The following is a 25,583-nucleotide window of genomic DNA, read 5'->3' on the forward strand; positions in this document are numbered from 1 at the left end:
GCTCGCCCGGCTCACGACCGTCGGCGCAGCGAGCTGGTGGGTCCGGGGGTGGCCGTCCAGCTGGCGAGGAGTTTGAGTCGTTCTTCGTCGGGGGTGCCCGGCTGGGCGGTGTAGATGGTCAGTGAGTGCGCTTCGTGAGCGGAGATGGGCAGGTCCAGTGGCTGATAGGTCAGTTCCAGTGGGCCGGCGTCGGGGTGGTGGAAGCGTTTGACTCCGCCGTGGTGGATGCGCACGTTGTGGGCGGCCCACCGGGTGCGGAATTCGGCGCTGATGGTGGACAGCTCGCCGACGAGTTCACGCAGTGCCCTGTCATTGGGATAGCGGCCGGCTTCGGCGCGCAGCAGTGCGACGGTGGTGTTGGCGGCGCGGTCCCAGTCCTCGACGAAGTCGTGGGCCGCGTCGTCGAGGAAGTAGTACCGGGCGAAGTTGGGGAGGCTGCGCTCGCCGGTGGTGCGACTGTCGAACATCGGAGCGAACAGGGCGCGGGCCAGGGCGTTGGTGGCCACGATGTCCAGGCGGCCGTTGCTGACGAAGGCTGCGGACAGCGTCATGGAGTCGAGGAGCCACTGGACGCGGGGCGGGACGTCGACGGCCTTGCGGCGGCGCCGGGGTGCGGGGCTGGGATGGGCGGCTTTGGCCAGGTCGAACAGGTAGATGCGTTCGTCCTCGCTCAGCTGCAGAGTGCGCGCCACCGCGTCGAGGACATCCTCGGACACGCCGCTGATGTGGCCCTTCTCCAGCCGCGTGTACCACTCGGTGCTCACCCCGGCGAGAACGGCGACCTCCTCACGGCGCAGCCCGGGCACCCGGCGCCGGCCGCTGGTGGGCAGGCCGACCTGCTCGGGGGTGAGCTGGGCGCGCCGGCGGGCGAGGAAGTCACGGATGTCGGCGCGGTTCTCGGAGCGGCTTTCCATGCTTCCCACGCTACGGCCCGCAATCCCCGGCAGGGGGGTCGAGCTTGTACCCCCTATAAACGCAGCCTCCCGCGCGGGCGGAAGGAGCGGTTTCGTGGGACGCGCACCCCGATCTCGATCGCTGCGGAGATGATGCATGACCACGCGAGGAGGAGCCCTCCACGCCCCCGCCGATGTAAGCGCCAGTGACCGCGGGCGGTCGCCCACCCGGCTTCCGCTCGTCGTGTACGTCCTGGCGCTGGGCACATTCCTGATGGGCACGACCGAGTTCGTAGTGGCGGGCCTGCTGCCCGAGATAGCGGACGATGTGCAGGTCAGCGTGGCGCGAGCCGGACTGCTGATCACGGTCTTCGCCCTAGGGATGATCGTCGGCGCGCCGCTGATGGCGATGCTGACGCTGCGGCTGCCCCAGCGGCTGACCCTGATCCTTGCTCTGGGCATCTTCGCGGCCGGACACGTCATCGTCGCGCTCGGCTCCAGCTTCACCCTGCTGCTGAGCGCACGGTTCCTGACAGCGCTGGCAACAGGGGCTTTCTGGGCGGTGGCCAACGTGGTGGCCACCCGTGCCGCCGGTCCCGCCGCGAGTTCCCGCGCTCTGGGCGTCGTGGGCGCCGGCGCGATGCTCGCCAACGTCGTTGGTGTGCCGCTGGGCGCCTTCGCCGGACAGCTCATGGGCTGGCGGGGACCGTTCTGGGCCCTGGCCGTCTTCGGAGCGGCCGCCATGGCGCTCATCGCCCGCCAGGTTCCGCACGACACCGACGGCGGCCAGGCGATCTCCGTGCGCTGCGAGCTGGCGGCTCTGCGCTCGGGGCGCCTGTGGCTGGCGCTGGCGGCCTGCGCGACCACGACCGGTGGCGTGCTGTCGACGTACACCTACATATCGCCGCTGCTGACCGACCGGGCCCATCTGGCCGCCGATCTGGTGCCGCTGGTGCTGGTCGGTTTCGGTGTGGGGGCCCTGGGAGGTTTCCTGGTGGGAGGCCGACTGGGGGACCACCGTCCGCACGCGACGACGATCGCGGCCCCCGCGGTGACCACCGTCCTGCTGCTGGCGATCTGCCTGCTGTCCACCCACGCTGCGCCTACGGTCGTCCTGATCGCCCTGCTGGGCCTGTTCGGTCTGGGGGCGAACCCGGTGCTCATTTCCCTGGGAGTGCGCTTCGCGGGCCAGGCCCCGACCCTGGGGTCAGCACTGACCGTGTCGGCGTTCAACCTCGGCACCGCCATCGGTTCCTGGATCGCCGGACTCGCCCTCGACTCCTCCTTGGGCGCCACGGGCCCTGCCGTCATCGGCACCGTCATTGCGGCATTGACCCTCATCCCCACGATCGCCATCGCATTTATCCAGCGCCGGCGCTCGCCGGCGTGAGTCCCACCAACCCCGTAGGTCGCGGCACTGCCGTGCCGTCCCGGACACGAACTGGCGCTGTAGGCGCCGGCACAACAGAGCAAGGAGATCCACCATGCGTGGAGTAGTGATGTACACGGCCGGCGACGTCCGGGTGGAGGAGCGCGAGGATCCGAAGATCGTCGAGCCGACCGACGCCATCGTGAGGCTCACCGCGACCTGTATCTGCGGCTCCGACCTGTGGCCGTACCGCGGCATCGAGCCCGCCGACCACCAGGTCATGGGCCACGAGTACGTGGGCGTCGTGGAGGAGATCGGCTCCGAGGTCAGGAACGTCAAGGTGGGCGACTTCGTCGTCGGATCGTTCGTCATCTCCGACAACACCTGCGAGATCTGCCGGGCCGGGTTCCAGTCCAAGTGCGTGCACGCCGAGTTCGTCTCGCAGACGATCGGCACCCAGGCAGAGAAGGCCCGCATCCCGCACGCCGACGGCACCCTCGTCGCCACCCCCGGCCAGCCCGATCCCGAGCTGATCCCCTCCCTGCTGGCCGCCTCCGACGTGCTCGGCACCGGCTGGTACGCGGCCGTCGCCGCCGAGGCCGGGCCCGGCAAGACCGTCGCGGTCGTCGGCGACGGCGCGGTCGGCCTGATGGCCGTCCTCGCCGCCAAGCAGCTCGGTGCCGAGCGGATCATCGCGATGTCGCGTCACCCCGAGCGGCAGAAGCTGGCCCGCTACTACGGCGCCACCGACATCGTCGAAGAGCGCGGCGAGGAGGGCATCGCGAAGATCAAGGAACTCACCGGTGGGCTCGGCGCGCACTCGGTCGTCGAGGCGGTCGGCACCCAGGAATCCTTCATGCAGGCCGTCGGCGCCACCCGCGGCGGCGGGCACCTGGGCTACGTGGGCGTGAACTACGACGTGAAGATCCCCGGGATCGAGCTGTTCTTCGCCGGCATCCACACGCTTGGCGGTCCCGCTCCCGTGCGCCGCTTCCTGCCCGACCTGATCCAGCTCATCTGGGACCGCGAGATCGACCCCGGCAAGGTCTTCGACCTCACCCTGCCGCTGGAGCAGGCCGCGGAGGGCTACAAGGCGATGGACGAGCGGCGTGCCACAAAGGTGATCCTCACCTTCTGACCCAGCCTTTCGTTCCCCTTCTTCGCCCGCTCCACCCCACCGCAACAGAAGTTTCCGGCTGGGGAGTTGGGACTCTCCAGCCGGTTGCGGCCTCCCATGGCGCGACATGCCGCGTGGGAGGGCGACGATGCCCTGTGCCTGGTCATCCCGTCCTGCGGCGACGGCGATCTCACCCAGTCGTTTTCCTGCGCACGGCTGATCCGTCCACGATGTGAAGGCGTACATACGTCTGCTGATCCCTCTGAATTCGCATCTCCTCCCCCCACCGGATCCAGTGAGTCGTCCTCGGCGCCCAGTCGGCGCGCGTTCATCGCCACCAGTAACGCGGTCGGTGGCGTCGTCGTCGCGGGCGGTGTGGTCGGCGCGACCATCCTCGCCGATCCTGAGGAGGCGAGCGCCGTGGGGGCGTCTCCCTCCAGCCGGGTCTCCCTGACGGTCAACGGCACCCGCAGGACGGTGACGGTCGACAACCGCACCTCGCTGCTGGACCTGTTGCGCGAGCACCTCGACCTGACCGGGTCGAAGAAGGGATGCAACGCAGGGGCCTGCGGGGCGTGCACCGTGCTGGTCGACGGGCGTCGGGTGAACTCCTGTCTGACGCTCGCGGTGCGGCTGGAGGGCGCCGAGGTCACCACCATCGAGGGCCTGACCGAGGGAGACGAACTCCACCCACTGCAAAAGGCGTTCATCGACGAGGACGCCTTCCAGTGCGGCTACTGCACACCGGGGCAGATCCTCTCCGGTGTCGGCTGCATTCAGGAGGGCCACACCAACTCACCGGAGGAGATCCGCGAGTGGATGAGCGGCAACATCTGCCGCTGCGGCTGCTACGTCAAGATCGTGCGCGCGGTCGAGCAGACCGCCGGCCGGAAGTAGGCGGCTCCCGTGCATCCCTTCTCCTACACCCGCGCCTCCGACACCCGGGAAGCCCTCAACGCCGGACGCGCAGGCGGCCGTTACCTCGCCGGCGGCACCACCCTCGTCGACCTGATGCGAGAGACGGTCGAGCGACCCGAGACGCTCGTCGACATCAGCAGCCTGCCGCTGCGCGAAGTCACCGTCACCGAGCGCGGGGGCCTGCGCATCGGCGCGCTGGTGAGCATGGCCGAGGCGGCTGCCCTTCCCAAGGTGCACACCCTGTCCCCGGTCGTCTCCCAGTCGCTGGAGCTGAGCGCGTCGGCCCAGCTGCGGAACATGGCGACCATCGGCGGCAACATCATGCAGCGCACCCGGTGCACGTACTTCCGGGACGTGACCGCCGACTGCAACAAGCGTGAGCCCGGCTCGGGTTGTGCCGCCCTGCACGGCTACAACCGCACGCACGCCATCCTCGGCGCCTCCGACGCCTGCGTGTCCACCCATCCCTCCGACGTGGCCGTGGCCTTCGCGGCACTGGAGGCGACCGTGCACCTGCTGGGCCCGGACGGGGAGCGCAAGGTGCCTCTCGCCGACTTCCTGCTGCGACCCGGCACCACCCCGGACCGCGAACACGCCGTCCATGAAGGCGAATTGATCACGGCGGTGGAGATCCCCGCCCTGCCTCGGCCACTGAAATCTGGCTATCTGAAGGTGCGCGACCGGCAGTCCTACGAGTTCGCCCTAACCTCGGCCGCTGTCGTTCTGCACGTGCGCGGCGCAGTGATCCGCGAGGCCAAGGTCGCCGCCGGCGGAGTGGGCACCGTGCCGTGGAAGCTGCCCGCCGTCGAGCGAGCCCTCCTCGGCGAACGCCCTTCCGATGCCCTGTGGAAAGCCGCCGCCGCGCAAGCGGCGCACGGGGCCCGCCCGCTGGAACACAACCGGTTCAAGGTCGAACTCCTGAAGCGGACCGTCGAACGTCAGCTGCGCATCATAGGAGGTACCAAGTGAGCCCCCAGCCGCAGGCAGCCGTGGGCGCACCACTGTCGAGGGTGGACGGTCCTCTGAAGGTCACCGGCAGGGCACGGTACGCCGCCGAATTCGACGTCGACGGGGTGGTGCACGCAGCCATCGTCGACGCGAGCATCGGCCGCGGCCGCATCACCTCCATCGACACCGGCGCAGCCGAAGCCCAGCCGGGCGTCCTGCGAGTGATCCATCACGGCAACGCTCCGAAACTGCCGTACCGCGACAACTCCAACGGTTCGAACAACCCGGAAGGCCGCAGGCTGCGGGTCTTCCAGGACGACAAGGTTTTCTTCCACGGCCAGCCCGTCGCCGTCGTGGTCGCCACCACCCTGGAGGCCGCGCAGCACGGCGCGAGCCTGATCGAGGTCCGCTACGACGCCGAACAGCCCTCGACCGACCTGACCGGGGCCACGGCGGATGAACCCACCCTCTACACGCGCGGCGACGCCGAGACCGCTCTGCGTGACGCGGCGATACGGATGGACCTCACGTACCGCATGACTCGCAACCACCACAACCCGATGGAGACGCACTCCACCATCGCCCGCTGGGACGGTGACAAGCTGACCGTGTGGGACAAGACGCAGTGGGTGGTGGGCACCCAGACCGAGCTCTCCACGGTGTTCGATGTGCCGCTGGACTCCGTGCGGGTCATCAACCCCTTCGTCGGCGGCGGCTTCGGCAGCGCCTCCCGCTGCTGGCCGCACACGGTCGTCGCCGCGCTGGCCGCCCGCGAGCTGAAACGTCCCGTCAAGCTGGTCCTGACCCGGCGGCAGCAGTACTTCGGTACCGGCTTCCGGCCCAGGTACGAGTACCGGCTGCGCCTGGGCAGCGACCGGCGGGGCCGTCTGCAGGCCACGGTCCACGAGATCGACGCGGAGACCTCGTCGTACGAGACGTTCAAAGAGAACATCATGCTCGCCGGCCAGATGTTCTACAGCACGCCGAACGTCAGCCAGGCGTACCGGACAGTGCCGCTGGACGTGAACACCCCGCTGTGGATGCGCGGTCCGCGCTTCGCGAACGCGTCCTTCGCCATCGAGTCGGCCATGGACGAACTCGCGCACCGGCTGCGTACCGACCCGATCGAGCTGCGCCTGCGCAACGAGCCGGCCGAAGACCAGTCGAACGGCCTGCCCTGGTCCACCCGCCGGCTGCGCGAGTGCTACACCGTGGGCGCCCGCGAGTTCGGCCGGCACCGCCGCAACTCCAAGCCCCGCGCGGCCCGTGACGGCGACTGGCTGATCGGTCTGGGCATGGCAGCGGCCGTGTACGACCCCGACGGCCAGGCGGCCGAGGCCCGGGCCCGACTGAACATGGACGGCACCGCGGTCGTCGAGGCCGCCGCCAGTGACATGGGCCCGGGCACCTACACCTCGCAGACTCAGGTCGCCGCCGACGCGCTCGGGCTCGCCGTGCGCGCGGTCGACTTCCGCCTCGGCGACTCCCTGTATCCCAAGACCCCGGCACACGGCGGCTCATCTCCCCGAGCCGGATCTTCTCTTCCTGCGTGCCGCCACCGGCCTCGCGGTTCGCTTCCGCCAGGGACAGGATGTCGTCGTGGTCAGCCATGATCAGGCGGAGCACGTTCTCTTCGTCGTGGTTGGCCTTGATGTTGTACTCCGCTGTGCCGTCCAGGGCCCGCAGCCGCTCAAGGAGGTGCTCCGCTCGTTCGGCGAGCACCCGGGTCACCGTGTCGTCGTCCGGGGAGGCGCTGCCGAAGCGCATCGGCAGGACCACGCCGACCGCTCCGGCTTCGTGAAGTACGCGCTGGTGGGCGAGCAGATCACGGCGTTTGGGCCGCAGCCGATCGGGGGCGTCACTGACGATCGCGGCCACGTCGCCCTGGCGCAGCACGCGTACCGGCCGCGGAGGGTCTCCGATGCCCTCCAGGTCCTGGCCAAGGGGAGAGTGTGAGGCGCGGACGATCCCGTAGACGTAGACGCTCATCTGTCATTCCCCTCTCCCACGCGCCGCCCGGTCGCCCTGCCGCTCCCGGCCGTCGTGACGTGCCCGCTGGAAAGCACCGGACTCCTCGGCGCCGGGCAGGGCTTGCCTGGTCTTGCCGTGGGCGCCGGACTGCGTGAGCTCCGTGAGTCCGGCCGGTTTGCCCGGCCCCGCTTCCAGATCGAGGCGGTTGCACGCCTCGGCGAAGCGGAGGTACGTGTCGACGCTGGCGACGACGACCCGTACGTCGATCTTGAGTATCTCGATCCCGAGCAGAGAGACCCGCACGCACGCGTCGATCACCAGTCCGCGGTCGAGAATGAGTTCCAGTACGTCATAGAGGCCACTGGAACCGCCTCCGCCGCCCTGCTGTGTCGCGATGGTCATCGCGACCAACCCCTTGTTCGTCTGCCTCTGTACGGTCCCGTCGACGCCGTCCCTCGCTGCGACACAGGCTTCCAAGGTCGAGTAGCCGCCACCACCTGCGCCCAAACGCACGGACGAGCGGGTCAAACCCCGCAGCACCGCGTCCGTCTGCGGCTGCGACCAATCCACACCGCACGCCCTGAAGTCGCCTGCTCGGGGTACTCGCGCCCTCATCGGATGGCCGGGCCCATGACGCAGTCCGGCCCGCACGAACTGAAAGGGACAGGAGGTGACCGCCGTGTCGAGCACGCAGCCGCACCATGCAGGGCCTGGGCCCAGTGCGGACCGCTTGGGCCAGGAGCCGGTGGGCGAGCTGGTGCAGCGCGCCTCGCAGCAGCTGACCGAGCTGATGCGCGGCGAACTGCGCCTGGCGCAGGCGGAGATGAAGGAGAAGGGCAAGCGCTACGGCAAGGGAGGTGGCCTGTTCGGCGGCGCAGGCATGGTCGGCTTCCTGATGGCGCAGGCGCTGGTCGCCACCGTGATCGCCGCGCTGGCGGTGGCGCTGCCGGTGTGGGCAGCTGGGCTGATCGTCACCGCGGTGCTGGGTGTGATCGCCGCGGTGCTGGCCATGAGTGGAAAGAAGCAGGTCGACCAGGCCGCGCCGCCCACGCCCGAGCAGACGGTCGAGAACGTGAAGGCCGACATGGCCGAGATCAAGGAGAGTGCGCACCGATGACCCAGCCGCCCCACGACGAACCCACCGCCGCCGGCCCCGAGGAACTGCGCGAGCAGGTCGAGCAGACCCGCACCGAGCTCGGAGAGACGGTCGAGGCGCTTGCGGCGAAGACCGACGTCAAGGCACGCGCCCAGGAGAAGGCCGCCGAGGTCAGGGAGCAGGCTACGGCGAAGGCCGGCGAGCTGAAGGAACAAGCCGCCCTCAAGGCCGGGGAGCTGAAGGGGAAGGCCGCTGACCTGGCCCACCAGGCACAGGATCGGCTGCCCGATCCAGTCAAGGACAAAGCCGTCCAGGCTGCCGGGCACGCCCGGGCCAAGGCCGCCCAGGCCGGTCAGTTGTGGGAGGAGAAGGCGCCCGAGCCGGTGAGGGAGAAGACGGCCCAGGGAGCGCGGCTGGCGCGAGACAACCGCAAGGTGTTTCTGGCTGCGGCAGGTGCGGCCGTCGTGGTGTGGCTGGCCTGCCGCCGCCGGAAGGGCTGAGCCGGTGAAGGCATCGAAGATCGCCTACAAGCCGGTCGGTCTCGCGCTCGGGGCCGTCAGCGGCATGGCCGCGGGAGCGCTGTTCAAGCAGACGTGGAAGATGCTGGGCCATGACGAGGACGCTCCGGACGCCACCGACGAAGACCGCTCCTGGCGCGAGGTGCTGCTCGCGGCCACGCTCCAGGGCGCGATCTTCGCCGGAGTCAAAGCGGCCGTCGACCGTGCCGGCGCCACCGCCGTCCGCCGCCTGACCGGAACCTGGCCCGGCTGATGTGCATAAGGCGGTGGGAGGGCTGGTAGGACACGGATACGAGCCCTCCCCTGCCCCGGCCAGCACCCGTACGAAGGACCCTTCACAGCCATGTCCGATCAGCATGCGGCTACCGCGCTGACCGCCGCAGCAGTCATCGCCACGATCTTGGTCGCCCGGGCAGCCATCCTCCATCAGGGCGATCGAAAGCGTATCCAGCGCGTGGCAAGCCTCGTGCGCCCTCGCACCGCACCTCGCGCCGGCAGGGCCGCGTCATCTGCGGAATCGCTCTCGGACGCTGCCTCCTGCGCGGTGCGAGAGGCTGAACAGCACGTCCACCACTGCTGGCAGCAAGTCCAGACGCGCGCCGACCCGTCCGAGTGACCCACGCGTGGGCGCACTCGGCGCATGCACGCAGCGGTGGCGGGCGGCGGCGCATACGGGCGATAGCGCTGGTGGAGGCTGAGGCTCAGATAGAACGGCCCACCCGGCGCCGAGCGCGCGGATCTGCTCCTCAGCGAATCCACGGTGGAACGAGTCCTTGATGGCAGCCCGGTGCGAGGCCGTCCCGCCGGGAGCGCTCGCCGCCCCGACGCGCACGACTGCGTGCCCGAGCGGCGCAGGGGGTGGCGGCCTTCGAGTGCGACGTAGAGGGTCATGGCCAGGGACCACAGGTCGGAGGCGGGGCCGCCCTCGTGGCCGCGTATGCGCTCGGGCGCCATGTACTCGGGGGAGCCGATCAGCGATCCGGCCGCGGTCAGCGCCGTGGCGTCGTGCAGGGTCGCGATGCCGAAATCGGTGAGTACGGGTGTGCCGTCGGCGCGCAGCAGGATGTTGCCGGGTTTGACGTCGCGGTGCTGGATCCCGCCCGCGTGGGCGGCGCGCAGGGCCGCGAGCACGCCGCGCCCGATCCGTGCGGCCTCCGGCACGCCGAGCGGGCCGGAAGTCAGCCGGTCGGCGAGGCTGCCGCCGTGGACCAGTTCCATCACCAGGTAGGGATGCGGGTACTCGGCGGTGTCGATGATGTGATGGATCGTCACCACGTTGGGGTGCTGGAGGCGGGCCAGAGCCCGCGCCTCGCGCAGCACCCGCTCGCGCACCGTGCGGGCGCCCTCGGGGTCCGCGGCGGCGATCGCCGGATCGGCGGGGCGGACTTCCTTCAGCGCCACCTCCCGGTCCAGGGCGGTGTCGTACGCCCGCCAGACCACTCCCATGCCCCCGCCGCCGAGTTGCTGCAACGGCTCGAAACGGCCGTCGATCAGCTCCCGTTGTGCCCCTCCATGATTCATGGCGGTCATCGTAGAGCCCGCCGGCGCAACGCCGTTGGGTTACGAGCTGGTTGCGGCCGCCTGCGTGGATCTTGGAACCGTGCGGGTGCCGGCGGCATCTTCTCTTGCGGACATCCGGTCGCGGGGGCGGGCGGAGCATGGCAGTGGGGGACGGCGTGCCTGTTTCTGCTGGTGTGGGCTCATTCGGCGTGGTGTTCGGGGTCGTCGGGCTGCTTTTCGCGTCGATCGGGGTGGCCCTGGGCGTGATGCTCGTGCGGCGTCGGGCGAGAGTCCGCCGCTGCTCCGCGAAGGGCTGGTGGCTGAGGGCGTAGTCCTGGACACCTACCTGTACGTCCATGGTCAGCAGCATGTGACCACCTCGCGGCGCGCGATCATCGCCTTCAGGGCCGCCGATGGTGCGGAGCACCGGATCGACGACTCTTCCCGCCGCACGCGCCTGGCGGGAGATCGTGTCCTGGTGCGCTACCTGCCCGGGGCGCCGGAGCGGGCGGTGGCCGCGGACGCCGCCTTCAGCGGATCGTCCGCGCTGATGTTGCTGCCGCTTGCGTTCCTCGGGGTGTTCGTGTTCCTCGGGCTGTTCTTCGCGGTGATGGGCTTCGGCATGGCCCACTTCGGCTTCACCGGCTCCGCGTCCCCGGCCCCGTGAGAGGTGCTCTCGCAGGGGCGGCCGAGTAGCCGCGCTCGGCAGTCTCTTTCAGTCCACGTCCCAGTCGTCGGGGTCCACCCATCCGATCAGCGAGAGCTCCAAGCCGGTGAGCATGGACACCGCAAAGGCCGCCGGTGAAACAACCAGGGTGCCGACCAGTACCGACAGGAAGCCGTGCACATGGAAGTCCAGTCCCCACCAGTGCGAGACCCAGTACGTCAGCCAGAACGCCGGAAGCGACGAAGCGGTGGTCACCGCTATGACTGTCATCAGTGAATTCGGCAGCCACGCCATCAGAGCGACCGACGCCATCAGCAGCGCGTAGATCGCGGCGACCTGCAAAGAGGTGAGGATCTGGTGTCCGGTGCCGCCGGATAGGGAGATCCCGTCGCTGATCCAGGCGGCCACCCATATACAGAGGACGGTGGCGACAACCATCAGGCGGACGAACTCGACCAGCGCCGACGCGGGATGACGTGGACCTGTTCGAGACTTGCCGTCGGAGCTCCACCACCCGATCTTCTTGAGTCCGATCGCGGCGAACGAGATCACTATGAGGGTCACCGGCGAAACGGCCAGTGCGCCGATCACCACCGCCGTGAAGCCGTGCACATGGAAGTCCAGTCCCCACCAGTGCGAGACCCGGTACGTCAGCCAGAACATCAGAAGCGACAGACCGGCAGTGACCCAGAACGGCTCTGACAGCACCGCCACCGGACTGGCCAACGCCATCAGCACCACGTAGATCACGGCAACCAGCAACGCGGTGAAGATCTGGTGTCCCGTGCCGCCGGAAAAGCTGAGCCCGTCGCTGAGCCAGACGGCCACCCCCATACAGAGTCCGGTGAAGAGGGCCAGCCCGAGGACGGCCACCAGTACCGCCGCCGCCAACAAAAGAATCATGGCGTGATCATGGCGATGCGTGTGGAGCTCATGAAGGCCTGTGGGACTGCTGTTACCGGCGTGCTACAGCACCGTCGCATTCGTCGCGGCCCTGGCCGCCACGCTTCCGCGAGCTGTTTGGCCAGCCGTTCTTCAAGCGGGTCCAGCTCCGCGCCTCGGGCGGTGATCCGTTCCAGCAGTTCGGGATCGAGGCATGCCTGGGGTGTGAGAGCTGGGGCCTAGCACCGGCTGAACGTCTCATCCGACAGTCCCCTGTAATGTGGGCTTGTCCAGGGCGGCTCGGCATCCATGGAGCAGATCATCTCTACCGAAAGTGCCCCGCAATCCCAGCCCGATACAGCAACGCGTGGTGTTGATGAGCGCGCACTGACTCCAGGCTCTGTGACCGCTCTGCTGGTGACGGCCGCTCTTGCCTATGCCTTGGACCTCGGCAGCAAACTTGTGGCTGTCTCGCGGCTGGAAGGTCAGGAGCCCGTTGCCATAGCGGGCCGCGTGCTCACGCTCCAGGTGTTCCGTAACTCGGGTGCGGCTTTCAGTTCGGGCCAGGCCTTCACTGGTGTGTTCACGGCGATCTCGGCCGCGGTTGTCGTGGTCATCGCGCGTGTCGCGCACAGGCTTCAGAGCCTTCCGTGGGCTGTCGCTCTGGGCCTGTTGCTTGGGGGCGCGCTCGGCAATCTGACTGACCGGATCTTCCGGGCGCCCGGGGTCTTCCGTGGGCACGTCGTCGACTTCATCTCCGTTGAGCACTTCGCGGTGTTCAACCTCGCCGATTCGGCCATTGTCTGCGGCGGTGCCCTGGTGGTCCTCCTGTCGTTCCTGGGCACTTCCCTGGACGGCTCGGCCTTGCAGGATCGGCGCGACCGGAGCATTCGCGCTCCGCGATGAGATGCTCCGGACCCGCGAGATGGACTGCCGTGCAGCGGCGTTGAGCTCCTCGATCAGCGCATCCTGCAGCGCCGCGCCCTGCGGGTACCCACACGGGAACTCGCCTCAGCACTCGGGGGGTCCCGTCGAACCATCACCCGAGACCTGAACTGGCTCCGCGACGCCGGTCTGCCGGTCACCGCACACCCCGGCCGCCTCGGAGGCGTGACCATGCCGCCCGGATCCGGACTCGACCTCACGCGACTCACACCGGACGAGCGGGACCCTTTTGTCGCTCATCGGGCTGGACGAGAAGCAACGTGCGGAGCTCGACGCACCGGTCGAAAGCCGACGCGCGCTCTCCAAGATCGCGGCCGCACAGCCACGTCGGGTCCATGAGCTCCTGGCGCTCGCCGACGTGCTGCACGTGGACAGCAGCCCCTGGCGCCAGGCACGAACTTCCGGCCCGACTTCGGCCTCGCTGATCGGCGCGGTACGACGAGGTGGAGTTCGAGACCGTGCCGCCCGAGATCTGAGGTCCCGGGCCCCGCCCGTCCCAGGCGGCCATGGCCGGAAGGCCCTGCCACCCGGGAGCTGAGCCCCCGCTCCCGCCCGTCAGGAAGTGGCCTCGGCCGGCAGGTCCGGCGTCTCCTGCGCACGCTGCGGTGCCGTCGGCACGCTGAGCACCATCGTGAGGCCGCCGCCGGGGGTGTCCTCGGCGCTCAGGGTGCCGCCCATGGCCTCCGCGAAGCCGCGGGCGACGGCGAGGCCGAGTCCGACGCCGTTGCCGCGCGGGGAGTCGCCGTAGCGCTGGAAGGGTTCGAAGATGCGGTCCTTGGCGTCGTCGGGAACGCCGGGGCCCTGGTCCACCACGCGTATTTCGACGCGGTCGGCGATGGCGCTGGCCGAGACGAGGACCTTCTCCTGCGGTGGGCTGTACTTGACGGCGTTCTCGACGACGTTGGCGACGGCCCGCTCCAGCAGTCCCCGGTCCACGTGGACCATGGGCAGTGTCTCGGGGACGTCCAGCTCCACGCTGTCCTCGGGCACGCCGCCGAGGGCCATGGGGACGACCTCGTCGAGGTCGGTCTCGCGGATGATCGACGTGACGGTGCCGGTCTGGAGCCGCGACATGTCGAGGAGGTTGCCGACCAGGTTGTCGAGGCGGTCCGCTCCCTCTTCTATGGCCTCCAGCAGGTCTGCCTGGTCCTCCTCGGACCACTCGACGTCGTCGGAGCGCAGGGAGGTGACGGCCGCCTTGATGCCCGCGAGGGGGGTGCGCAGGTCGTGGCTGACGGCGGCGAGCAGTGCGGTGCGGATGCGGTTGCCTTCGGCCAGTTCCTTGGCCTGGTCGGCCTCCTGCCGCAGGCGCTGGCGGTCGAGTACTACGGCGGCCTGGGCGGCGAAGGCGGCGAGCACCCGACGGTCGGCGGCCGGCAGCACGCGTCCTGAGAGCGCCAGGGACATGTGGTCGCCGACCGGTACGTCGACGTCGGCGCCGTCGGGGTCCTGGCAGGGTCTCGGTCCCACGCTGCCCGCACAGGTCCACGGATCGGTCTCGCCTGCCCGTTCCAGCAAGGCCGCCGACTCCATGCCGAACGTCTCGCGCACGCGCTCCAACAGCTCCTCCAGGCTGGTCTCGCCGCGCAGCACGTTGCCCGCGAGGAAGGACAGGATCTCGGACTCGGCGCGCAGCCGGGCGGCCTGGTGCGTGCGCCGGGCCGCGAGGTCCACCACCGAGGCGACGGAGACGGCGACCCCTACGAAGATGGCGATGGCGACGATGTTCGTCGGGTCGGCGATCGTCAGGGTGTGGACGGGCGGGGTGAAGTACCAGTTGAGCAGCAGGGAGCCCACGACCGCCGAGGCCAGCGCCGGCAGCAGCCCGCCGGCCAGGGCCGCCGCCACCGTCAGGGTGAGGAACAGCAGCATGTCGTTGGCAAGGCCGACGCTCGGGGTGGCGCTCGTGAGGAGCCAGGTGAGGAGGACCGGGCCGAGCACGCCGACGAGCCAGCCCCACATGACCCGGGCCCGTCCGAGCCGCGCTCCGCGTGCCACCGGCAGTCCGCGGCCCTTGCCGACCTCGTCATGGGTGATGAGGTGGACGTCGAGGTCGGGGCCGGAGTCGCGGGCGACGGTGGCGCCGACGCCGGGCCCGAAGGCGTACTGCCAGCTCCGGCGACGCGACACACCCAGGACGATCTGGGTGGCGTTCACCCCGCGGGAGAAGTCCAGCAGCGCGACCGGGATGTCGTCGCCGACGACCTGGTGGAAGGTGCCGCCCAGGTCCTCGACGAGGGTGCGCTGGACGGCGAGTTCCTTCGGGGAGGCGGCGGTCAGGCCGTCGCTGCGCGAGATGTAGACGGCCAGCACCTCGCCGCCGGCGCCCTTCTCGGCCAGCCTCGCCGCCCGGCGGATCAGGGTGCTCCCCTCGGGGCCGCCGGTCAGGCCGACGACGATCCGCTCGCGCGAGCCCCAGATGGTCGAGACATGGTGCGCGCTGCGGTACTCGGTCAGATACGCGTCGACCCGGTCGGCCACCCACAGCAGCGCCAACTCCCGCAGCGCGGTGAGGTTTCCGGGCCGGAAGTAGTTGGACAGGGCCGCGTCGACCTTGTCCGGCTTGTAGATGTTGCCGTGCGCCATACGGCGGCGCAGCGCCTGCGGCGACATGTCGACCAGCTCGATCTGGTCGGCGCGGCGTACCACCTCGTCGGGCACGGTCTCCCGCTGCCGCACCCCCGTGATCGACTCCACGACATCGCCGAGGGACTCCAGATGCTGGATGTTGACGGTCGAGACGACGTCGATCCCTGCTGCCAGCAGCTCCTCGACGTCCTGCCAGCGCTTGGTGTTGCGGGAGCCGGGGATGTTGGTGTGGGCGAGTTCGTCGACCAGCGCGACGGCGGGAGCGCGCCGCAGCACGGCGTCCACGTCCATCTCGGTGAAGGTGCTGCCCCGGTACTCGATCTCCTTGCGCGCGATTTCCTCCAGGCCGTGCAGCATCACCTCGGTGCGTGGCCGGTGGTGGTGTTCCACGAACGCGACGACACAGTCGGTGCCGCGCTCGATCCTTCGGTGGGCCTCGGAGAGCATGGCGTAGGTCTTGCCGACGCCGGGCGCCGCGCCGAGGTAGATCCGGAGCTTTCCGCGTGCCATGTCATCCCTCGAAGCGGTAGCCCATGCCGGGCTCGGTGATCAGATAGCGGGGGTGGGAGGGGTCCGTCTCCAGTTTGCGGCGCAGCTGAGCCATGTAGACGCGCAGGTAGTTGGTCTTGGTGCTCTGGGAGACGCCCCAGACCTCCTGCAGGAGGTGCTTCTGCGTGATCAGCCGGCCGGGGTTGGTGACCAGGATCTCCAGGAGGTGCCATTCGGTCGGGGTCAGCCGTACGTCCCGTCCGTCCCGGACCACCTTCTTGGCGAACAGGTCGATGCTGAAATCTCCGGTCTCGACCAGTGTCGTCTCCGGGACGAGCGGAGTGTCCTCGGTGCGGCGGACGGCCGCCCGCAACCGGGCGAGGAGCTCGTTCATGTTGAACGGCTTGGTGATGTAGTCGTCCGCGCCGGCGTCGAGCGCGGCGACCTTCTCCTCGGACCCCTGCCGCGCGGACAGCACCAGGATCGGCACCCGGGTCCAGCCGCGCAGGGCCTTGATGACGTCGACGCCGTCCATGTCGGGCAGTCCGAGGTCGAGCATCACCACGTCGGGCTGGCGGGCGGCGGCCAGCCGCAGTGCCGTGGCCCCGTCGGGCGCGGCGTCGACGCCGTACTTCCGCGCCTGCAGGTTGATCACGAGGGCCCGCACGAGCTGCGGGTCGTCCTCCACCACCAACACCCTGGTCATGGGTGCGTGCCCTTCCTGTCGTACGCCGGGCCCGGCGGCACCGGACGCGAGGCAACCGACGTCATGAAGGCGGGAGTTGACGGACCCGGGACGATTCCAGGCCGCCAACTCCCTCGCATGTCGCGTCATCCCATCAGCTCTTGGCCACAAGGTCCTTGAGCGCGATGTTGAGTTCGAGGACGTTCACCCGGGGCTCACCCATGAAGCCGAGCGTCCGGCCCTCGGTGTGGCCCTTGACCAGCTTCTCCACCGCCGCGACGGACAGGCCGTTCTTCTCGGCGACCCGGTGAACCTGGATCTCCGCGTAGGCCGGGGAGATGTCCGGGTCCAGGCCCGAGCCGGAGGAGGTGACCGCGTCGGCGGGGACCTCGGAGGCGGTGACCGTGTAGCCGGGCACCGAGTTGTCCTTGACGACGGCGGCCTTGGCGTCCTTGACCTGCTGGACCAGAACCTTGCTGTCGGCCGAGAGGTTCGTCGCGCCGGACAGCAGCAGCTTGTACTGGGTGTTGACGCTGTTGGCGCCGAGCCCGTTGGCCGGGCGGCCCTGGAACCACTTCAGGTCCGGGTCCGGGGTCTGCTGCCCCTTCTTCAGCGGCAGGTTGTACGACTGCCCGATCAGGGACGAGCCGACGACCTTGCCGTCCGCCTTGATCTCGGAGCCGTTCGCCTTGTCGTGGAACAGCGCCTGGGCCACGCCGGTGACGACGAGCGGATAGATGACGCCGGTCACCAGGGTCAGCACAAGGAGAGCCCGCAGGCCCGCCCCGAGCAACCGGAGCGTGCTGGATACGGAGTTGTTCATGGCGATCAGCCGATTCCGGGGATGAGGGAGATGAGCAGGTCGATGATCTTGATGCCGATGAACGGGGCGATCAGCCCGCCGATGCCGTAGATCGTGAGGTTGCGGCGCAGCATCTTGTCGGCGCTGACCGGCCGGTACTGCACGCCCTTCAGGGACAGCGGCACCAGCGCGATGATGATCAGGGCGTTGAAGATGACGGCCGACAGGATCGCGGAGTCGGGCGAGGACAGGCCCATGATGTTGAGCTTGTCCAGGCCCGGGTAGACGACGGCGAACAGCGCCGGGATGATCGCGAAGTATTTCGCGACGTCGTTGGCGATGGAGAACGTGGTCAGCGCGCCGCGGGTGATGAGGAGTTGCTTGCCGATCTCGACGATCTCGATGAGCTTGGTCGGGTTGGAGTCGAGGTCGACCATGTTGCCGGCCTCCTTGGCGGCCGACGTGCCCGTGTTCATCGCCACGCCGACGTCGGCCTGAGCGAGGGCCGGCGCGTCGTTCGTACCGTCGCCGGTCATCGCGACGAGCTTGCCGCCCGCCTGCTCCCGCTTGATGAGGGCCATCTTGTCCTCGGGGGTGGCCTCGGCGAGGAAGTCGTCGACGCCCGCCTCCTCGGCGATCGCCTTGGCGGTCAGCGGGTTGTCGCCCGTGATCATGACGGTCTTGATGCCCATCCGGCGCAACTCGTCGAACCGCTCCCGCATGCCCTCCTTGACGACATCCTTCAGGTGGATGACACCCAGCACGCGGGCGCCCCGCTCGTCCTTGACGGCGACCAGCAGGGGCGTCCCGCCCGCCTGCGAGATGGCGCTGGAGAGCGTGTCCGCGTCCTCCGCCACGGTGCCGCCTTCCTCCTTCACCCAGGCGATGACCGAACCGGTCGCACCCTTGCGGATCTTGCGCCCGTCGACGTCCACACCCGACATCCGGGTCTGGGCGGTGAAAGCGATCCACTCGGCTGCGGCCAACTCGCCCTGGTGACGCTCGCGCAGGCCGTACTTCTCCTTCGCCAGGACGACGACGGAGCGGCCCTCGGGCGTCTCGTCCGCGAGCGACGACAGCTGGGCCGCGTCCGCGACCTCGGCCTCGGTGGTGCCCAGCACCGGCACGAACTCGGACGCCTGCCGGTTGCCGAGGGTGATGGTGCCGGTCTTGTCGAGCAGCAGGGTCGAGACATCACCGGCGGCCTCGACCGCCCTGCCGGACATGGCGAGGACGTTGCGCTGGACCAGGCGGTCCATGCCCGCGATGCCGATGGCGGAGAGCAGCGCGCCGATGGTGGTCGGGATGAGGCAGACCAGGAGCGCCACCAGCACGACCATCGTCAGGTGGGTGCCCGCGTAGTCCGCGAACGGCGGCAGGGTCGCCACCGCGAGCAGGAAGACGATGGTCAGCGAGGCGAGCAGGATGTTCAGCGCGATCTCGTTGGGCGTCTTCTGCCGCGAGGCACCCTCGACCAGGTTGATCATCCGGTCGATGAAGGTCTCGCCGGGCTTTGTCGTGATCTTGATGACGATCCGGTCGGACAGCACCTTCGTACCGCCGGTGACGGCGCTGCGGTCACCGCCGGACTCACGGATGACGGGCGCCGACTCGCCAGTGATGGCCGACTCGTCGACCGAGGCCACCCCCTCGACGACGTCACCGTCACCCGGGATGATGTCGCCGGCCTCGCAGACCACGAGGTCGCCGATGGTCAGGGCGGTGCCCGGGACCTGTTCCTCGGACGTGCCGTCCCTGAGCAGCCGGCGCGCGACCGTGTCGGTCTTGGCCTTGCGCAGGGTGTCCGCCTGCGCCTTGCCGCGCCCCTCCGCGACCGCCTCCGCCAGGTTGGCGAAGACGACGGTCAGCCACAGCCAGGCGCTGATCGCCCAGCCGAACCAGTCCCCGGGGTCCTTGAAGGAGAAGACGGTGGTCAGGACGGACCCGATCCACACCACGAACATCACGGGCGACTTGACCATCACCCGCGGGTCGAGCTTGCGGCACGCGTCCGGCAGCGACTTGACCAGTTGCTTGGGGTCGAAGAGGCCCGCGCCGACACGTCCTTCGGCGGGCTTGTGCCCGGTGGGTACGTCGCTGTGCGGCGCCCGGGTCGGAGTGGCTGTGGACATCGAGTCCTCCGACTTCTCTGTGCGGGTGGTCATGACGCCAGCCCCTCGGCCAGCGGGCCCAGCGCCAGGGCCGGGAAGTAGGTCAGACCGGTGATGATCAGGATCGCGCCGACCAGCAGGCCGGTGAACAGCGGCTTCTCGGTGCGCAGAGTGCCCGCGGTCTCCGGAACCGGCTTCTGGTCGGCGAGCGAGCCGGCCAGTGCCAGGACGAACACCATCGGCAGGAAGCGCCCGAGGATCATCGCAAGTCCGGTCATGGTGTTGTACCAGTCGGTGTTGGCGTTCAGGCCCGCGAAGGCCGAGCCGTTGTTGTTCGCGGCGGAGCTGAAGGCGTACAGGACTTCGGAGAAGCCGTGCGCACCGGAGTTCAGCATGGAGTGCGGCGGGGTGGGCAGGGCCATGGAGGCTGCGGTGAAGATCAGCACCAGGGCCGGGGTGATGAGGATGTAGCAGGCCGCGAGCTTGATCTCACGGGTGCCGATCTTCTTGCCCAGGTACTCGGGCGTTCGGCCGACCATCAGGCCGGCGATGAACACCGCGATGACCGCCATGATCAGCATGCCGTAGAGGCCGGAGCCGGTACCGCCGGGCGCGATCTCGCCCAGCTGCATGCTCAGGATGGTGATGCCGCCGCCGAGTCCGGTGAAGGAGGAGTGGAAGGAGTCCACGGCGCCGGTCGACGTCAGGGTCGTGGACACCGCGAAGATGGACGAGGAGCCGACGCCGAAGCGGACCTCCTTGCCCTCGTACGCCCCGCCCGCCAGCTGCAACGCCGGGCCGTGGTGAGCGAACTCGGTCCACATCATCAGCGCGACGAAGCCCAGCCAGATGGTGAACATCGTGGCGAGGATCGCGTAGCCCTGCTTGACCGAGCCGACCATCACGCCGAAGGTGCGGGTCAGCGCGAACGGGATCACCAGCAGCAGGAAGATCTCGAAGAGGTTGGTGAAGGGCGTCGGGTTCTCGAAGGGATGCGCCGAGTTGGCGTTGAAGTAGCCGCCGCCGTTGGTGCCGAACTCCTTGATGGCCTCCTGGGAGGCGACCGCGCCACCGTTCCACTGCTGGTGCCCGCCCATGAACTGGCCGACCTCGTGGATGCCGGAGAAGTTCTGGATCGCCCCGCACGCCACCAGCACGATCGCGGCGATCGCGGCGCCCGGCACCAGGATGCGGATGGTGCCGCGCACCAGGTCGGCCCAGAAGTTGCCCAGCTCACCGGTACGGGAGCGGGCGAAGCCACGCACCAGCGCCACGGCGACGGCGATGCCGACGGCGGCGGAGACGAAGTTCTGCACGGCCAGACCGGCGGTCTGCACGACGTGTCCCATGGTCTGTTCGCCGTAGTACGACTGCCAGTTGGTGTTGGTCACGAAGGACGCGGCGGTGTTGAACGACTGCGCCGGGTCGACCGAGGAGAAGTGCAGCGAGCCGGGCAGGATGCCCTGCAGACGCTGCAGCAGGTAGAGGAAGAGGACGCTGACCGCGGAGAAGGCGAGCACGCCGCGCAGGTACGCGGGCCAGCGCATCTCCGTGTCGGGGTTGGCACCGATGCCCTTGTAGATCCACGTCTCCACACGCCAGTGCTTGTCGGAGGAGTAGACCCTGGCCATGTAGGTGCCGAGGGGAATGTAGGCGAGCGCCAGCGCTCCTATGAGGGCGAGCAGCTGGAGCACGCCCGCGAGTACGGGACCCATGTCTGTCTCAGAACCTCTCCGGGAAGATCAGGGCGAGGACGAGATAGCCCAGCAGGGCGACGGCCACGATCAGGCCGACTACGTTTTCGACGGTCACAGCTTCGTCACCCCCTTGGCGACGAGGGCCACCAACGCGAAACACGCGATCGTGGTGACGACGAAGGCCAGATCGGCCATCGCGAGCTCCTGGAGTGAGGTTCGATGAAAGGCGGACGGTTAGAGGAAACCGCCTCGCCGACCGGATCCGGCCACCCGTTGACGGCTCTCTTACGGCGACCCTTACGGCTTTGACGGGGCTCTTACGCCCCGGGCCCGAACCGGTGGGTAGGCAGTCGTGACCACCGGTGACCCGGCTCACTGGGAGCCGGAACCGCAGTCGGCAGATCACCGCGTCGGTCTCCCGCCGGACCGCGTGCGCGACAACAGCGCCGCGCTGGTTCTGCAGCAGCCTCCCCCACGCTCCGCGCGGGGGGACCCCCAGCCACAGCCGCTCGGGCTCCGTCTCCGGGACGAGCACGGTGACCCGGGTGGGCCGGCTCGGTGGCGACCGTCTCGCGGACGTACGCGGCGATGGGCCGGCCCAGGCTGCGCCGCTCGCACGCCAACCGGACCAGCGGCACTCCGGGGTCCCATTCGGCCCAGGCGCGCTTCAGGGCATGCATCTGGGCCCGGTCCTCGGGGTCGGGATGACAGACGGTGACCGCCCGGATCTCGTCACCGAGGGAGGCGGCCGCCGTCAGGGCCTCCGCGGTGAGGCGGGAGATCGACGACACGGGGACGATCACCAGCGAGCGCTCGCGGTGCGGGTCTCCGGTATGCGGCCCCGGCCCAGACGCTCGCCGATCCGGCCGTAGGCACGGTGGACGGCCTCGGAGGCCACGACGAGCAACGGGAGAGCGATCACGATCAGCCTCTCCCGGCGTGTGGACCGGGAGACCGCCCGCGCCGTGGTCAAAGCCTCCGGTCTGGAGTGAGTTCCGGGTCGGCTCAGCCGGCCGGCCCCGACGTGTCCAAGGCGGCCCCCGTCTGGTCGGCCAGGGTTGCAGCGACCAGCCGGGCCTGAAGCGGGGGCACGGGACCCTGCCCCGGGGTGAGCATGAAGCGGCCGAGGTAGCGGGCGTTGCCGTGGACGCGCAGCTCGATCTCACCCTCGGGCCAGCCAACGGCGTCCACGTCCCAGGAGCGCCTGCCCACCGTCACGCTGCCGTCGTTGTGCAGCCGAGGCGGCTGTCCCAGCAGGGTGCCGTACTGGAAACGGCAGGCGTTCAGGCCGAGCAGTTCGGTGAGTTCACGGCGGACTTCGTCGACCACGGTGTCCGCGTCGAGGGTTGCGACGCGGTGGATGCGCGCGAGGTGAGCGGCGTCGGTGACCGTGATCACCTCCAGGCGGCGGGCGTGGGCCGCCAGTTGGGACACGATCAAACCGACGATCAGGAGCAGGACCGCCGTCTCCACGTCCCTGGAGGCGGTGATGTCGAACGTCTCGTACGGCCGCGTCAGGAAGAAGTCGAACCAGGCCACCGCCGACAGCGCGGCCACCACGCCCGCCGTGCGGCTGCCCAGCGCGGCCACCGCGACGACCACCACGACGAGGATCAGGGCGGCGTTGGTGTGCGACACACTCGCGCGGAAGCGGAAGGGGACGAGGGCGAGGGCCACCAGGAAGGGGACGGCGAGACCGGCCGTCAGGGCGATCCGGTCGCGCAGCGGCCAGGCCCGGAGTGTGGCGCGGGCCCTCCCCCTACGGTGCAGCCTCCAGGTGCCGGTCACTGTGCTCATCACGCACCTCCTGCGTTCTGCTCGGTCGGTACGGCGCTCAGGGTCTGTGCCGCGAACGGCAACGACACCACCATCGTGAGGCCGCCGCCCGGGGTGTCCTCGGGGCTGAGGGTGCCGTTCATGGCCTCGGTCAGGCCGCGGGCGAGGGCCAGTCCGAGGCCGAGGCCGGTGGTGTTGTCGGTGTCGCCGAGCCGCTGGAAGGGCTCGAAGAGATGGTCGCGGCCCTCTGCGGGCAGTCCGGGTCCCCGGTCCACGACCCGCAGCTCCACCCGGCCGGCCAGGGCACTGACGGTCACCAGCACCCTCTTGCCCGCCGGTGTGTGGCGGGCGGCGTTGCCGACGAGGTTGGCGATCACCCGTTCCAGCAGCGGCGGGTCGGCGAGCACCGCCGGGATCCCCTCCAGGTCCACCACGTCCACGTCGGAGACTTCCGCCAGGGCCATCGGCAGGACCTCCTCCAGGGAGGTGGCCCGGAGGTTCAGCGTGAGGGCCCCCGCTTCCAGGCGGCTGAGGTCGAGGAGGTTCTCCACGAGACGGTTGAGTTTGGCCATGGACTCGTCGGCGGTGGCGAGGAGCTCGTCCCGGTCCTCGGGCGGGAACTCGACATCACGGCTGCGCAGCGAGGCGACCGCGGCCCAGCCCGCGGCGAGCGGGGTGCGCAGGTCGTGGCCGACGGCCCGCAACAGTGCCGTACGCAGCCGGTCGGCGGCCTTGACCGGTTCCACCTCGGCGGCGGCCTCGGCGAGCCGGGCCCGCTCCACCGCCGATCCCACGTGCGCGGTGAACGCGGCCAGCACCCGCCGCTCGGACGACGACAGCGTGCGGCCGCGCAGCGCGAGCCAGGCACCGGGACCGGCGGGAACGGCCGTCACGCCCAACGCCACGGGCGGCTCGTCCACCAGCTCCGCCGACTCCATGCCGAACGTCTCGCGGGTACGCTCCAGCAGGGCCGGGATGGTCGCCTCGCCCCGCACAATGCTGCCGGCCAGGGACGACATGGTCTCCGCCTCGGCCGTCGCGCGGGCGGAGCGGCGCGACAGGCGCAGGGACCGGTCCACGACGGCGGCCACTATGGCGGCCACCACCGCGAACACCGCCAGGGCGAGCAGGGCGTTCGGGTCATCGAGCGTGAAGGCGCCGACGGGCGGGATGAACCAGTAGTTGAGCAGCAAAGACGCCGTCACGGAGGCGATCACCGCCGAGGTGACCCCGCCTATGCAGGCCACCCCCACCACGGCGAGCAGGAAAAGCAGGGCCTCGCTCGTCAGGTTCAGGGTTCCCCGCATCTGGGCGAGGACGAGCGTGAGCAGCACCGGCAGCACCAGGCCGGTCACCGGGCCGGCGATCAGCCGGGCCGTGGACAGGGTGCGCCGCCGCGAGGGCAAGAGCGTGCCGCGTCCGGCTCGCTCGTGGGTGACCCGGTGAACGTCGATGTCCCCGGACAGCTCGGTCACGGTCTCCCCCGTGCCGGGCCCGGTCAGGAACCGGGCCAACCGGCCACGGCGGCTGGTGCCCAGGACCAGCTGGGTGGCGTTCTCGGCGCGCGCGAACTCCACCAGCGTGGCGGCCACGTCGTCGCCGACCACCGAGTGGTAGCTGCCCCCCAGGTCCTCGACGAGCCTGCGCTGACGGGCGAGCGAGGCGTGCGAGACGCCTGCCGCGAGACCGTCGCTGCGGGCCACGTGTACAGCGAGGAGATCCCCGCCCGCCGACCGGTCGGCGATCCTGGCCGCCCGCCGGATCAGGGTGTCACCCTCCGGGCCGCCGGTCAGCGCGACGACGACCCGCTCGCGGGTCTCCCACACCCGGCCGATGCCGTGCTGCGAGCGGTACTCCTGCAACGCCTCGTCGACCCGGTCGGCCACCCACAACAGCGCCAACTGCCGCAGCGCCGTCAGATTGCCCGGCCGGAAGTAGTTGGCGAGGGCCGCGTCGACCTTCTCCGGCGCGTAGATGTTGCCGTGCGCCATCCGACGGCGCAGCCCCTCGGGCTCCATGTCCACCAACTCGATCTGCCAGGCCCGCCGTACGACCTCGTCGGGCACGGTCTCGTGCTGCGGCACCCCGGTGATCTTCTCCACCACGTCGTTGAGGGACTCCAGGTGCTGGATGTTCAGCGCGGTGATCACGTCCACGCCGGCGTCGAGGAGTACCTCGATGTCCTGCCAGCGCTTGGCGTTGCGGCCCTCGCCGGGCACGTTCGTGTGGGCGAACTCGTCGACGATCGCCACCTGGGGGCGACGGGCTAGCAGCACGGCCAGGTCCATCTCCTCGAACCGTCCGCCGCGACAGGCACAGGACGTCCGAGGCACGGTCTCCAGACCGTCGAGCATCGCCTCCGTGAGCGGACGCCCATGGCACTCCGCGAACCCCACCACCACATCCGCACCGCGGGCGGCACGGCGCCGCCCCTCGTCGAGCATGCGGTACGTCTTGCCGACTCCCGGGGCAGCCCCGAGGTAGACCTTCAGTCGTCCGGACCGTACGTCACTCATCGCCGCCGACGCGCTCCGCTCACCGAATCAACTCCCCTGTCGCCAGGGATCCCTCCTCCCAAGGAAGCCCTTTCGCGGGCCGGTCGGCGCGGTT

General features: G+C 69.7%; 21 protein-coding genes and 4 pseudogenes. 11 read left to right on the forward strand and 14 right to left on the reverse strand.

The window, feature by feature from the left end; translation table 11 throughout:
• Positions 1-11: 11 nt before the first annotated feature.
• Positions 12-914: a helix-turn-helix transcriptional regulator gene (locus tag AB0958_RS16520; RefSeq protein WP_366891134.1), complete on the reverse strand. Its 903-nt coding sequence runs from the start codon at positions 912-914 to the stop codon at positions 12-14.
• A gap of 136 nt (positions 915-1,050) precedes the next feature.
• Here AB0958_RS16520 and AB0958_RS16525 point away from each other — a divergent pair, with 136 nt between their 5' ends.
• The 5 genes and pseudogenes from AB0958_RS16525 to AB0958_RS16545 all read left to right on the forward strand — a co-directional run.
• Positions 1,051-2,283 carry an MFS transporter gene (locus tag AB0958_RS16525; protein ID WP_366891135.1) on the forward strand — a complete coding sequence of 411 codons (1,233 nt, stop codon included), beginning with the start codon at positions 1,051-1,053 and terminating at the stop codon, positions 2,281-2,283.
• Between the two features lie 94 nt (positions 2,284-2,377).
• Positions 2,378-3,400 (forward strand): zinc-dependent alcohol dehydrogenase family protein, encoded by a 1,023-nt coding sequence (locus AB0958_RS16530; RefSeq protein WP_366891136.1) that lies wholly within the window; start codon positions 2,378-2,380, stop codon positions 3,398-3,400.
• Positions 3,401-3,709: 309 nt separating this feature from the next.
• Positions 3,710-4,276, forward strand: a complete 567-nt coding sequence (locus tag AB0958_RS16535) for a (2Fe-2S)-binding protein (protein WP_366891162.1) — start codon at positions 3,710-3,712, stop codon at positions 4,274-4,276.
• 9 nt (positions 4,277-4,285) lie between these two features.
• Positions 4,286-5,266 (forward strand): xanthine dehydrogenase family protein subunit M, encoded by a 981-nt coding sequence (locus AB0958_RS16540; RefSeq protein WP_366891137.1) that lies wholly within the window; start codon positions 4,286-4,288, stop codon positions 5,264-5,266.
• Positions 5,263-6,789 (forward strand): annotated as a pseudogene (locus AB0958_RS16545) (xanthine dehydrogenase family protein molybdopterin-binding subunit); the annotation flags it as partial. The gene AB0958_RS16540 and the pseudogene AB0958_RS16545, both read left to right, overlap by 4 nt.
• On the opposite strand, the pseudogene AB0958_RS16550 reads toward AB0958_RS16545, so the two are convergent.
• A pseudogene (locus AB0958_RS16550) lies at positions 6,764-7,234 on the reverse strand (GvpL/GvpF family gas vesicle protein); the annotation flags it as partial. The pseudogenes AB0958_RS16545 and AB0958_RS16550 sit on opposite strands and share 26 nt — an antisense overlap.
• A 3-nt stretch (positions 7,235-7,237) precedes the next feature.
• The gene (gvpJ, locus tag AB0958_RS16555; protein WP_366891138.1) at positions 7,238-7,618 is read right to left on the reverse strand and encodes a gas vesicle protein GvpJ; all 381 of its coding nucleotides are present in this window, start codon (positions 7,616-7,618) and stop codon (positions 7,238-7,240) included.
• 343 nt (positions 7,619-7,961) lie between these two features.
• On the opposite strand from gvpJ, the gene AB0958_RS16560 reads away from it, so the two are divergent.
• The 3 genes from AB0958_RS16560 to AB0958_RS16570 are packed head-to-tail and all read left to right on the forward strand — an operon-like array spanning position 7,962 to position 9,083.
• Positions 7,962-8,333: a phage holin family protein gene (locus AB0958_RS16560; protein ID WP_366891139.1), complete on the forward strand. Its 372-nt coding sequence runs from the start codon at positions 7,962-7,964 to the stop codon at positions 8,331-8,333.
• Positions 8,330-8,812: a DUF3618 domain-containing protein gene (locus AB0958_RS16565; RefSeq protein WP_366891140.1), complete on the forward strand. Its 483-nt coding sequence runs from the start codon at positions 8,330-8,332 to the stop codon at positions 8,810-8,812. The genes AB0958_RS16560 and AB0958_RS16565 overlap by 4 nt, the downstream gene beginning before the upstream one ends.
• A 4-nt stretch (positions 8,813-8,816) precedes the next feature.
• Positions 8,817-9,083, forward strand: coding sequence for a DUF4235 domain-containing protein (locus tag AB0958_RS16570; RefSeq protein ID WP_366891141.1), 267 nt, complete (start codon positions 8,817-8,819; stop codon positions 9,081-9,083).
• A 584-nt stretch (positions 9,084-9,667) separates the two neighbouring features.
• Here the strand turns inward: AB0958_RS16570 and AB0958_RS16575 are convergent.
• Positions 9,668-10,351 (reverse strand): annotated as a pseudogene (locus AB0958_RS16575) (serine/threonine-protein kinase); the annotation flags it as partial.
• On the opposite strand from AB0958_RS16575, the gene AB0958_RS16580 reads away from it, so the two are divergent.
• On the forward strand, positions 10,350-10,997 hold the full coding sequence (locus AB0958_RS16580; RefSeq protein ID WP_366891142.1) for a DUF3592 domain-containing protein: 648 nt from the start codon (positions 10,350-10,352) through the stop codon (positions 10,995-10,997). The pseudogene AB0958_RS16575 and the gene AB0958_RS16580 sit on opposite strands and share 2 nt — an antisense overlap.
• A gap of 48 nt (positions 10,998-11,045) precedes the next feature.
• On the opposite strand, the gene AB0958_RS16585 is transcribed toward AB0958_RS16580, so the two are convergent.
• A complete protein-coding gene (locus tag AB0958_RS16585; RefSeq protein ID WP_366891143.1) occupies positions 11,046-11,900 on the reverse strand; it encodes a hypothetical protein in 855 nt (284 codons plus the stop codon).
• Positions 11,901-12,188: 288 nt separating this feature from the next.
• On the opposite strand from AB0958_RS16585, the gene lspA reads away from it, so the two are divergent.
• Both lspA and AB0958_RS16595 read left to right on the forward strand, forming a co-directional pair.
• The gene (gene lspA / locus AB0958_RS16590; RefSeq protein ID WP_366891144.1) at positions 12,189-12,785 is read left to right on the forward strand and encodes a signal peptidase II; all 597 of its coding nucleotides are present in this window, start codon (positions 12,189-12,191) and stop codon (positions 12,783-12,785) included.
• A gap of 78 nt (positions 12,786-12,863) precedes the next feature.
• Positions 12,864-13,163: an HTH domain-containing protein gene (locus AB0958_RS16595; RefSeq protein ID WP_366891163.1), complete on the forward strand. Its 300-nt coding sequence runs from the start codon at positions 12,864-12,866 to the stop codon at positions 13,161-13,163.
• 216 nt (positions 13,164-13,379) lie between these two features.
• On the opposite strand, the gene AB0958_RS16600 is transcribed toward AB0958_RS16595, so the two are convergent.
• The 9 genes and pseudogenes from AB0958_RS16600 to AB0958_RS16640 all read right to left on the reverse strand — a co-directional run bounded on the left by AB0958_RS16600 (position 13,380) and on the right by AB0958_RS16640 (position 25,489).
• Positions 13,380-15,923, reverse strand: coding sequence for a sensor histidine kinase KdpD (locus tag AB0958_RS16600; RefSeq protein ID WP_366891145.1), 2,544 nt, complete (start codon positions 15,921-15,923; stop codon positions 13,380-13,382).
• Position 15,924: 1 nt separating this feature from the next.
• Entirely contained in the window at positions 15,925-16,608 is a 684-nt protein-coding gene (locus AB0958_RS16605) for a response regulator (RefSeq protein WP_366891146.1), read from the reverse strand.
• A 133-nt stretch (positions 16,609-16,741) separates the two neighbouring features.
• Positions 16,742-17,410 carry a potassium-transporting ATPase subunit C gene (locus AB0958_RS16610; protein WP_366891147.1) on the reverse strand — a complete coding sequence of 223 codons (669 nt, stop codon included), beginning with the start codon at positions 17,408-17,410 and terminating at the stop codon, positions 16,742-16,744.
• A gap of 5 nt (positions 17,411-17,415) precedes the next feature.
• Entirely contained in the window at positions 17,416-19,554 is a 2,139-nt protein-coding gene (gene kdpB, locus AB0958_RS16615) for a potassium-transporting ATPase subunit KdpB (protein WP_366891148.1), read from the reverse strand.
• Positions 19,551-21,215, reverse strand: a complete 1,665-nt coding sequence (gene kdpA / locus AB0958_RS16620) for a potassium-transporting ATPase subunit KdpA (protein ID WP_366891149.1) — start codon at positions 21,213-21,215, stop codon at positions 19,551-19,553. Before kdpA ends, kdpB begins: the two co-directional genes overlap by 4 nt.
• Before the next feature lie 7 nt (positions 21,216-21,222).
• On the reverse strand, positions 21,223-21,312 hold the full coding sequence (kdpF, locus tag AB0958_RS16625; RefSeq protein ID WP_010351568.1) for a K(+)-transporting ATPase subunit F: 90 nt from the start codon (positions 21,310-21,312) through the stop codon (positions 21,223-21,225).
• 264 nt (positions 21,313-21,576) lie between these two features.
• A pseudogene (locus tag AB0958_RS16630) lies at positions 21,577-22,125 on the reverse strand (amino acid permease); the annotation flags it as partial.
• 77 nt (positions 22,126-22,202) lie between these two features.
• Positions 22,203-22,994, reverse strand: coding sequence for a DUF4118 domain-containing protein (locus AB0958_RS16635; protein WP_366891150.1), 792 nt, complete (start codon positions 22,992-22,994; stop codon positions 22,203-22,205).
• The gene (locus AB0958_RS16640) at positions 22,994-25,489 is read right to left on the reverse strand and encodes an ATP-binding protein (protein ID WP_366891151.1); all 2,496 of its coding nucleotides are present in this window, start codon (positions 25,487-25,489) and stop codon (positions 22,994-22,996) included. The genes AB0958_RS16635 and AB0958_RS16640 overlap by 1 nt, the downstream gene beginning before the upstream one ends.
• Positions 25,490-25,583 lie beyond the last annotated feature (94 nt).

Origin of the sequence: Streptomyces sp. NPDC006655 (assembly GCF_040703965.1) — a bacterium.
GTDB lineage: Bacteria > Actinomycetota > Actinomycetes > Streptomycetales > Streptomycetaceae > Streptomyces.

What these genes read in the sequence shown, in the direction of transcription:
- AB0958_RS16520 (WP_366891134.1), bottom strand. Translation starts at nt 914, where the DNA reads ATGGAAAGCCGCTCCGAGAACCGCGCCGACATCCGTGACTTCCTCGCC.
- AB0958_RS16525 (WP_366891135.1), top strand. Translation starts at nt 1,051, where the DNA reads ATGACCACGCGAGGAGGAGCCCTCCACGCCCCCGCCGATGTAAGCGCC.
- AB0958_RS16530 (WP_366891136.1), top strand. Translation starts at nt 2,378, where the DNA reads ATGCGTGGAGTAGTGATGTACACGGCCGGCGACGTCCGGGTGGAGGAG.
- gvpJ (WP_366891138.1), bottom strand. Translation starts at nt 7,618, where the DNA reads ATGACCATCGCGACACAGCAGGGCGGCGGAGGCGGTTCCAGTGGCCTC.
- AB0958_RS16565 (WP_366891140.1), top strand. Translation starts at nt 8,330, where the DNA reads ATGACCCAGCCGCCCCACGACGAACCCACCGCCGCCGGCCCCGAGGAA.
- AB0958_RS16580 (WP_366891142.1), top strand. Translation starts at nt 10,350, where the DNA reads ATGGCGGTCATCGTAGAGCCCGCCGGCGCAACGCCGTTGGGTTACGAG.
- AB0958_RS16585 (WP_366891143.1), bottom strand. Translation starts at nt 11,900, where the DNA reads ATGATTCTTTTGTTGGCGGCGGCGGTACTGGTGGCCGTCCTCGGGCTG.
- lspA (WP_366891144.1), top strand. Translation starts at nt 12,189, where the DNA reads ATGGAGCAGATCATCTCTACCGAAAGTGCCCCGCAATCCCAGCCCGAT.
- AB0958_RS16600 (WP_366891145.1), bottom strand. Translation starts at nt 15,923, where the DNA reads ATGGCACGCGGAAAGCTCCGGATCTACCTCGGCGCGGCGCCCGGCGTC.
- AB0958_RS16605 (WP_366891146.1), bottom strand. Translation starts at nt 16,608, where the DNA reads ATGACCAGGGTGTTGGTGGTGGAGGACGACCCGCAGCTCGTGCGGGCC.
- AB0958_RS16610 (WP_366891147.1), bottom strand. Translation starts at nt 17,410, where the DNA reads ATGAACAACTCCGTATCCAGCACGCTCCGGTTGCTCGGGGCGGGCCTG.
- kdpB (WP_366891148.1), bottom strand. Translation starts at nt 19,554, where the DNA reads ATGACCACCCGCACAGAGAAGTCGGAGGACTCGATGTCCACAGCCACT.
- kdpA (WP_366891149.1), bottom strand. Translation starts at nt 21,215, where the DNA reads ATGGGTCCCGTACTCGCGGGCGTGCTCCAGCTGCTCGCCCTCATAGGA.
- AB0958_RS16635 (WP_366891150.1), bottom strand. Translation starts at nt 22,994, where the DNA reads ATGAGCACAGTGACCGGCACCTGGAGGCTGCACCGTAGGGGGAGGGCC.
- AB0958_RS16640 (WP_366891151.1), bottom strand. Translation starts at nt 25,489, where the DNA reads ATGAGTGACGTACGGTCCGGACGACTGAAGGTCTACCTCGGGGCTGCC.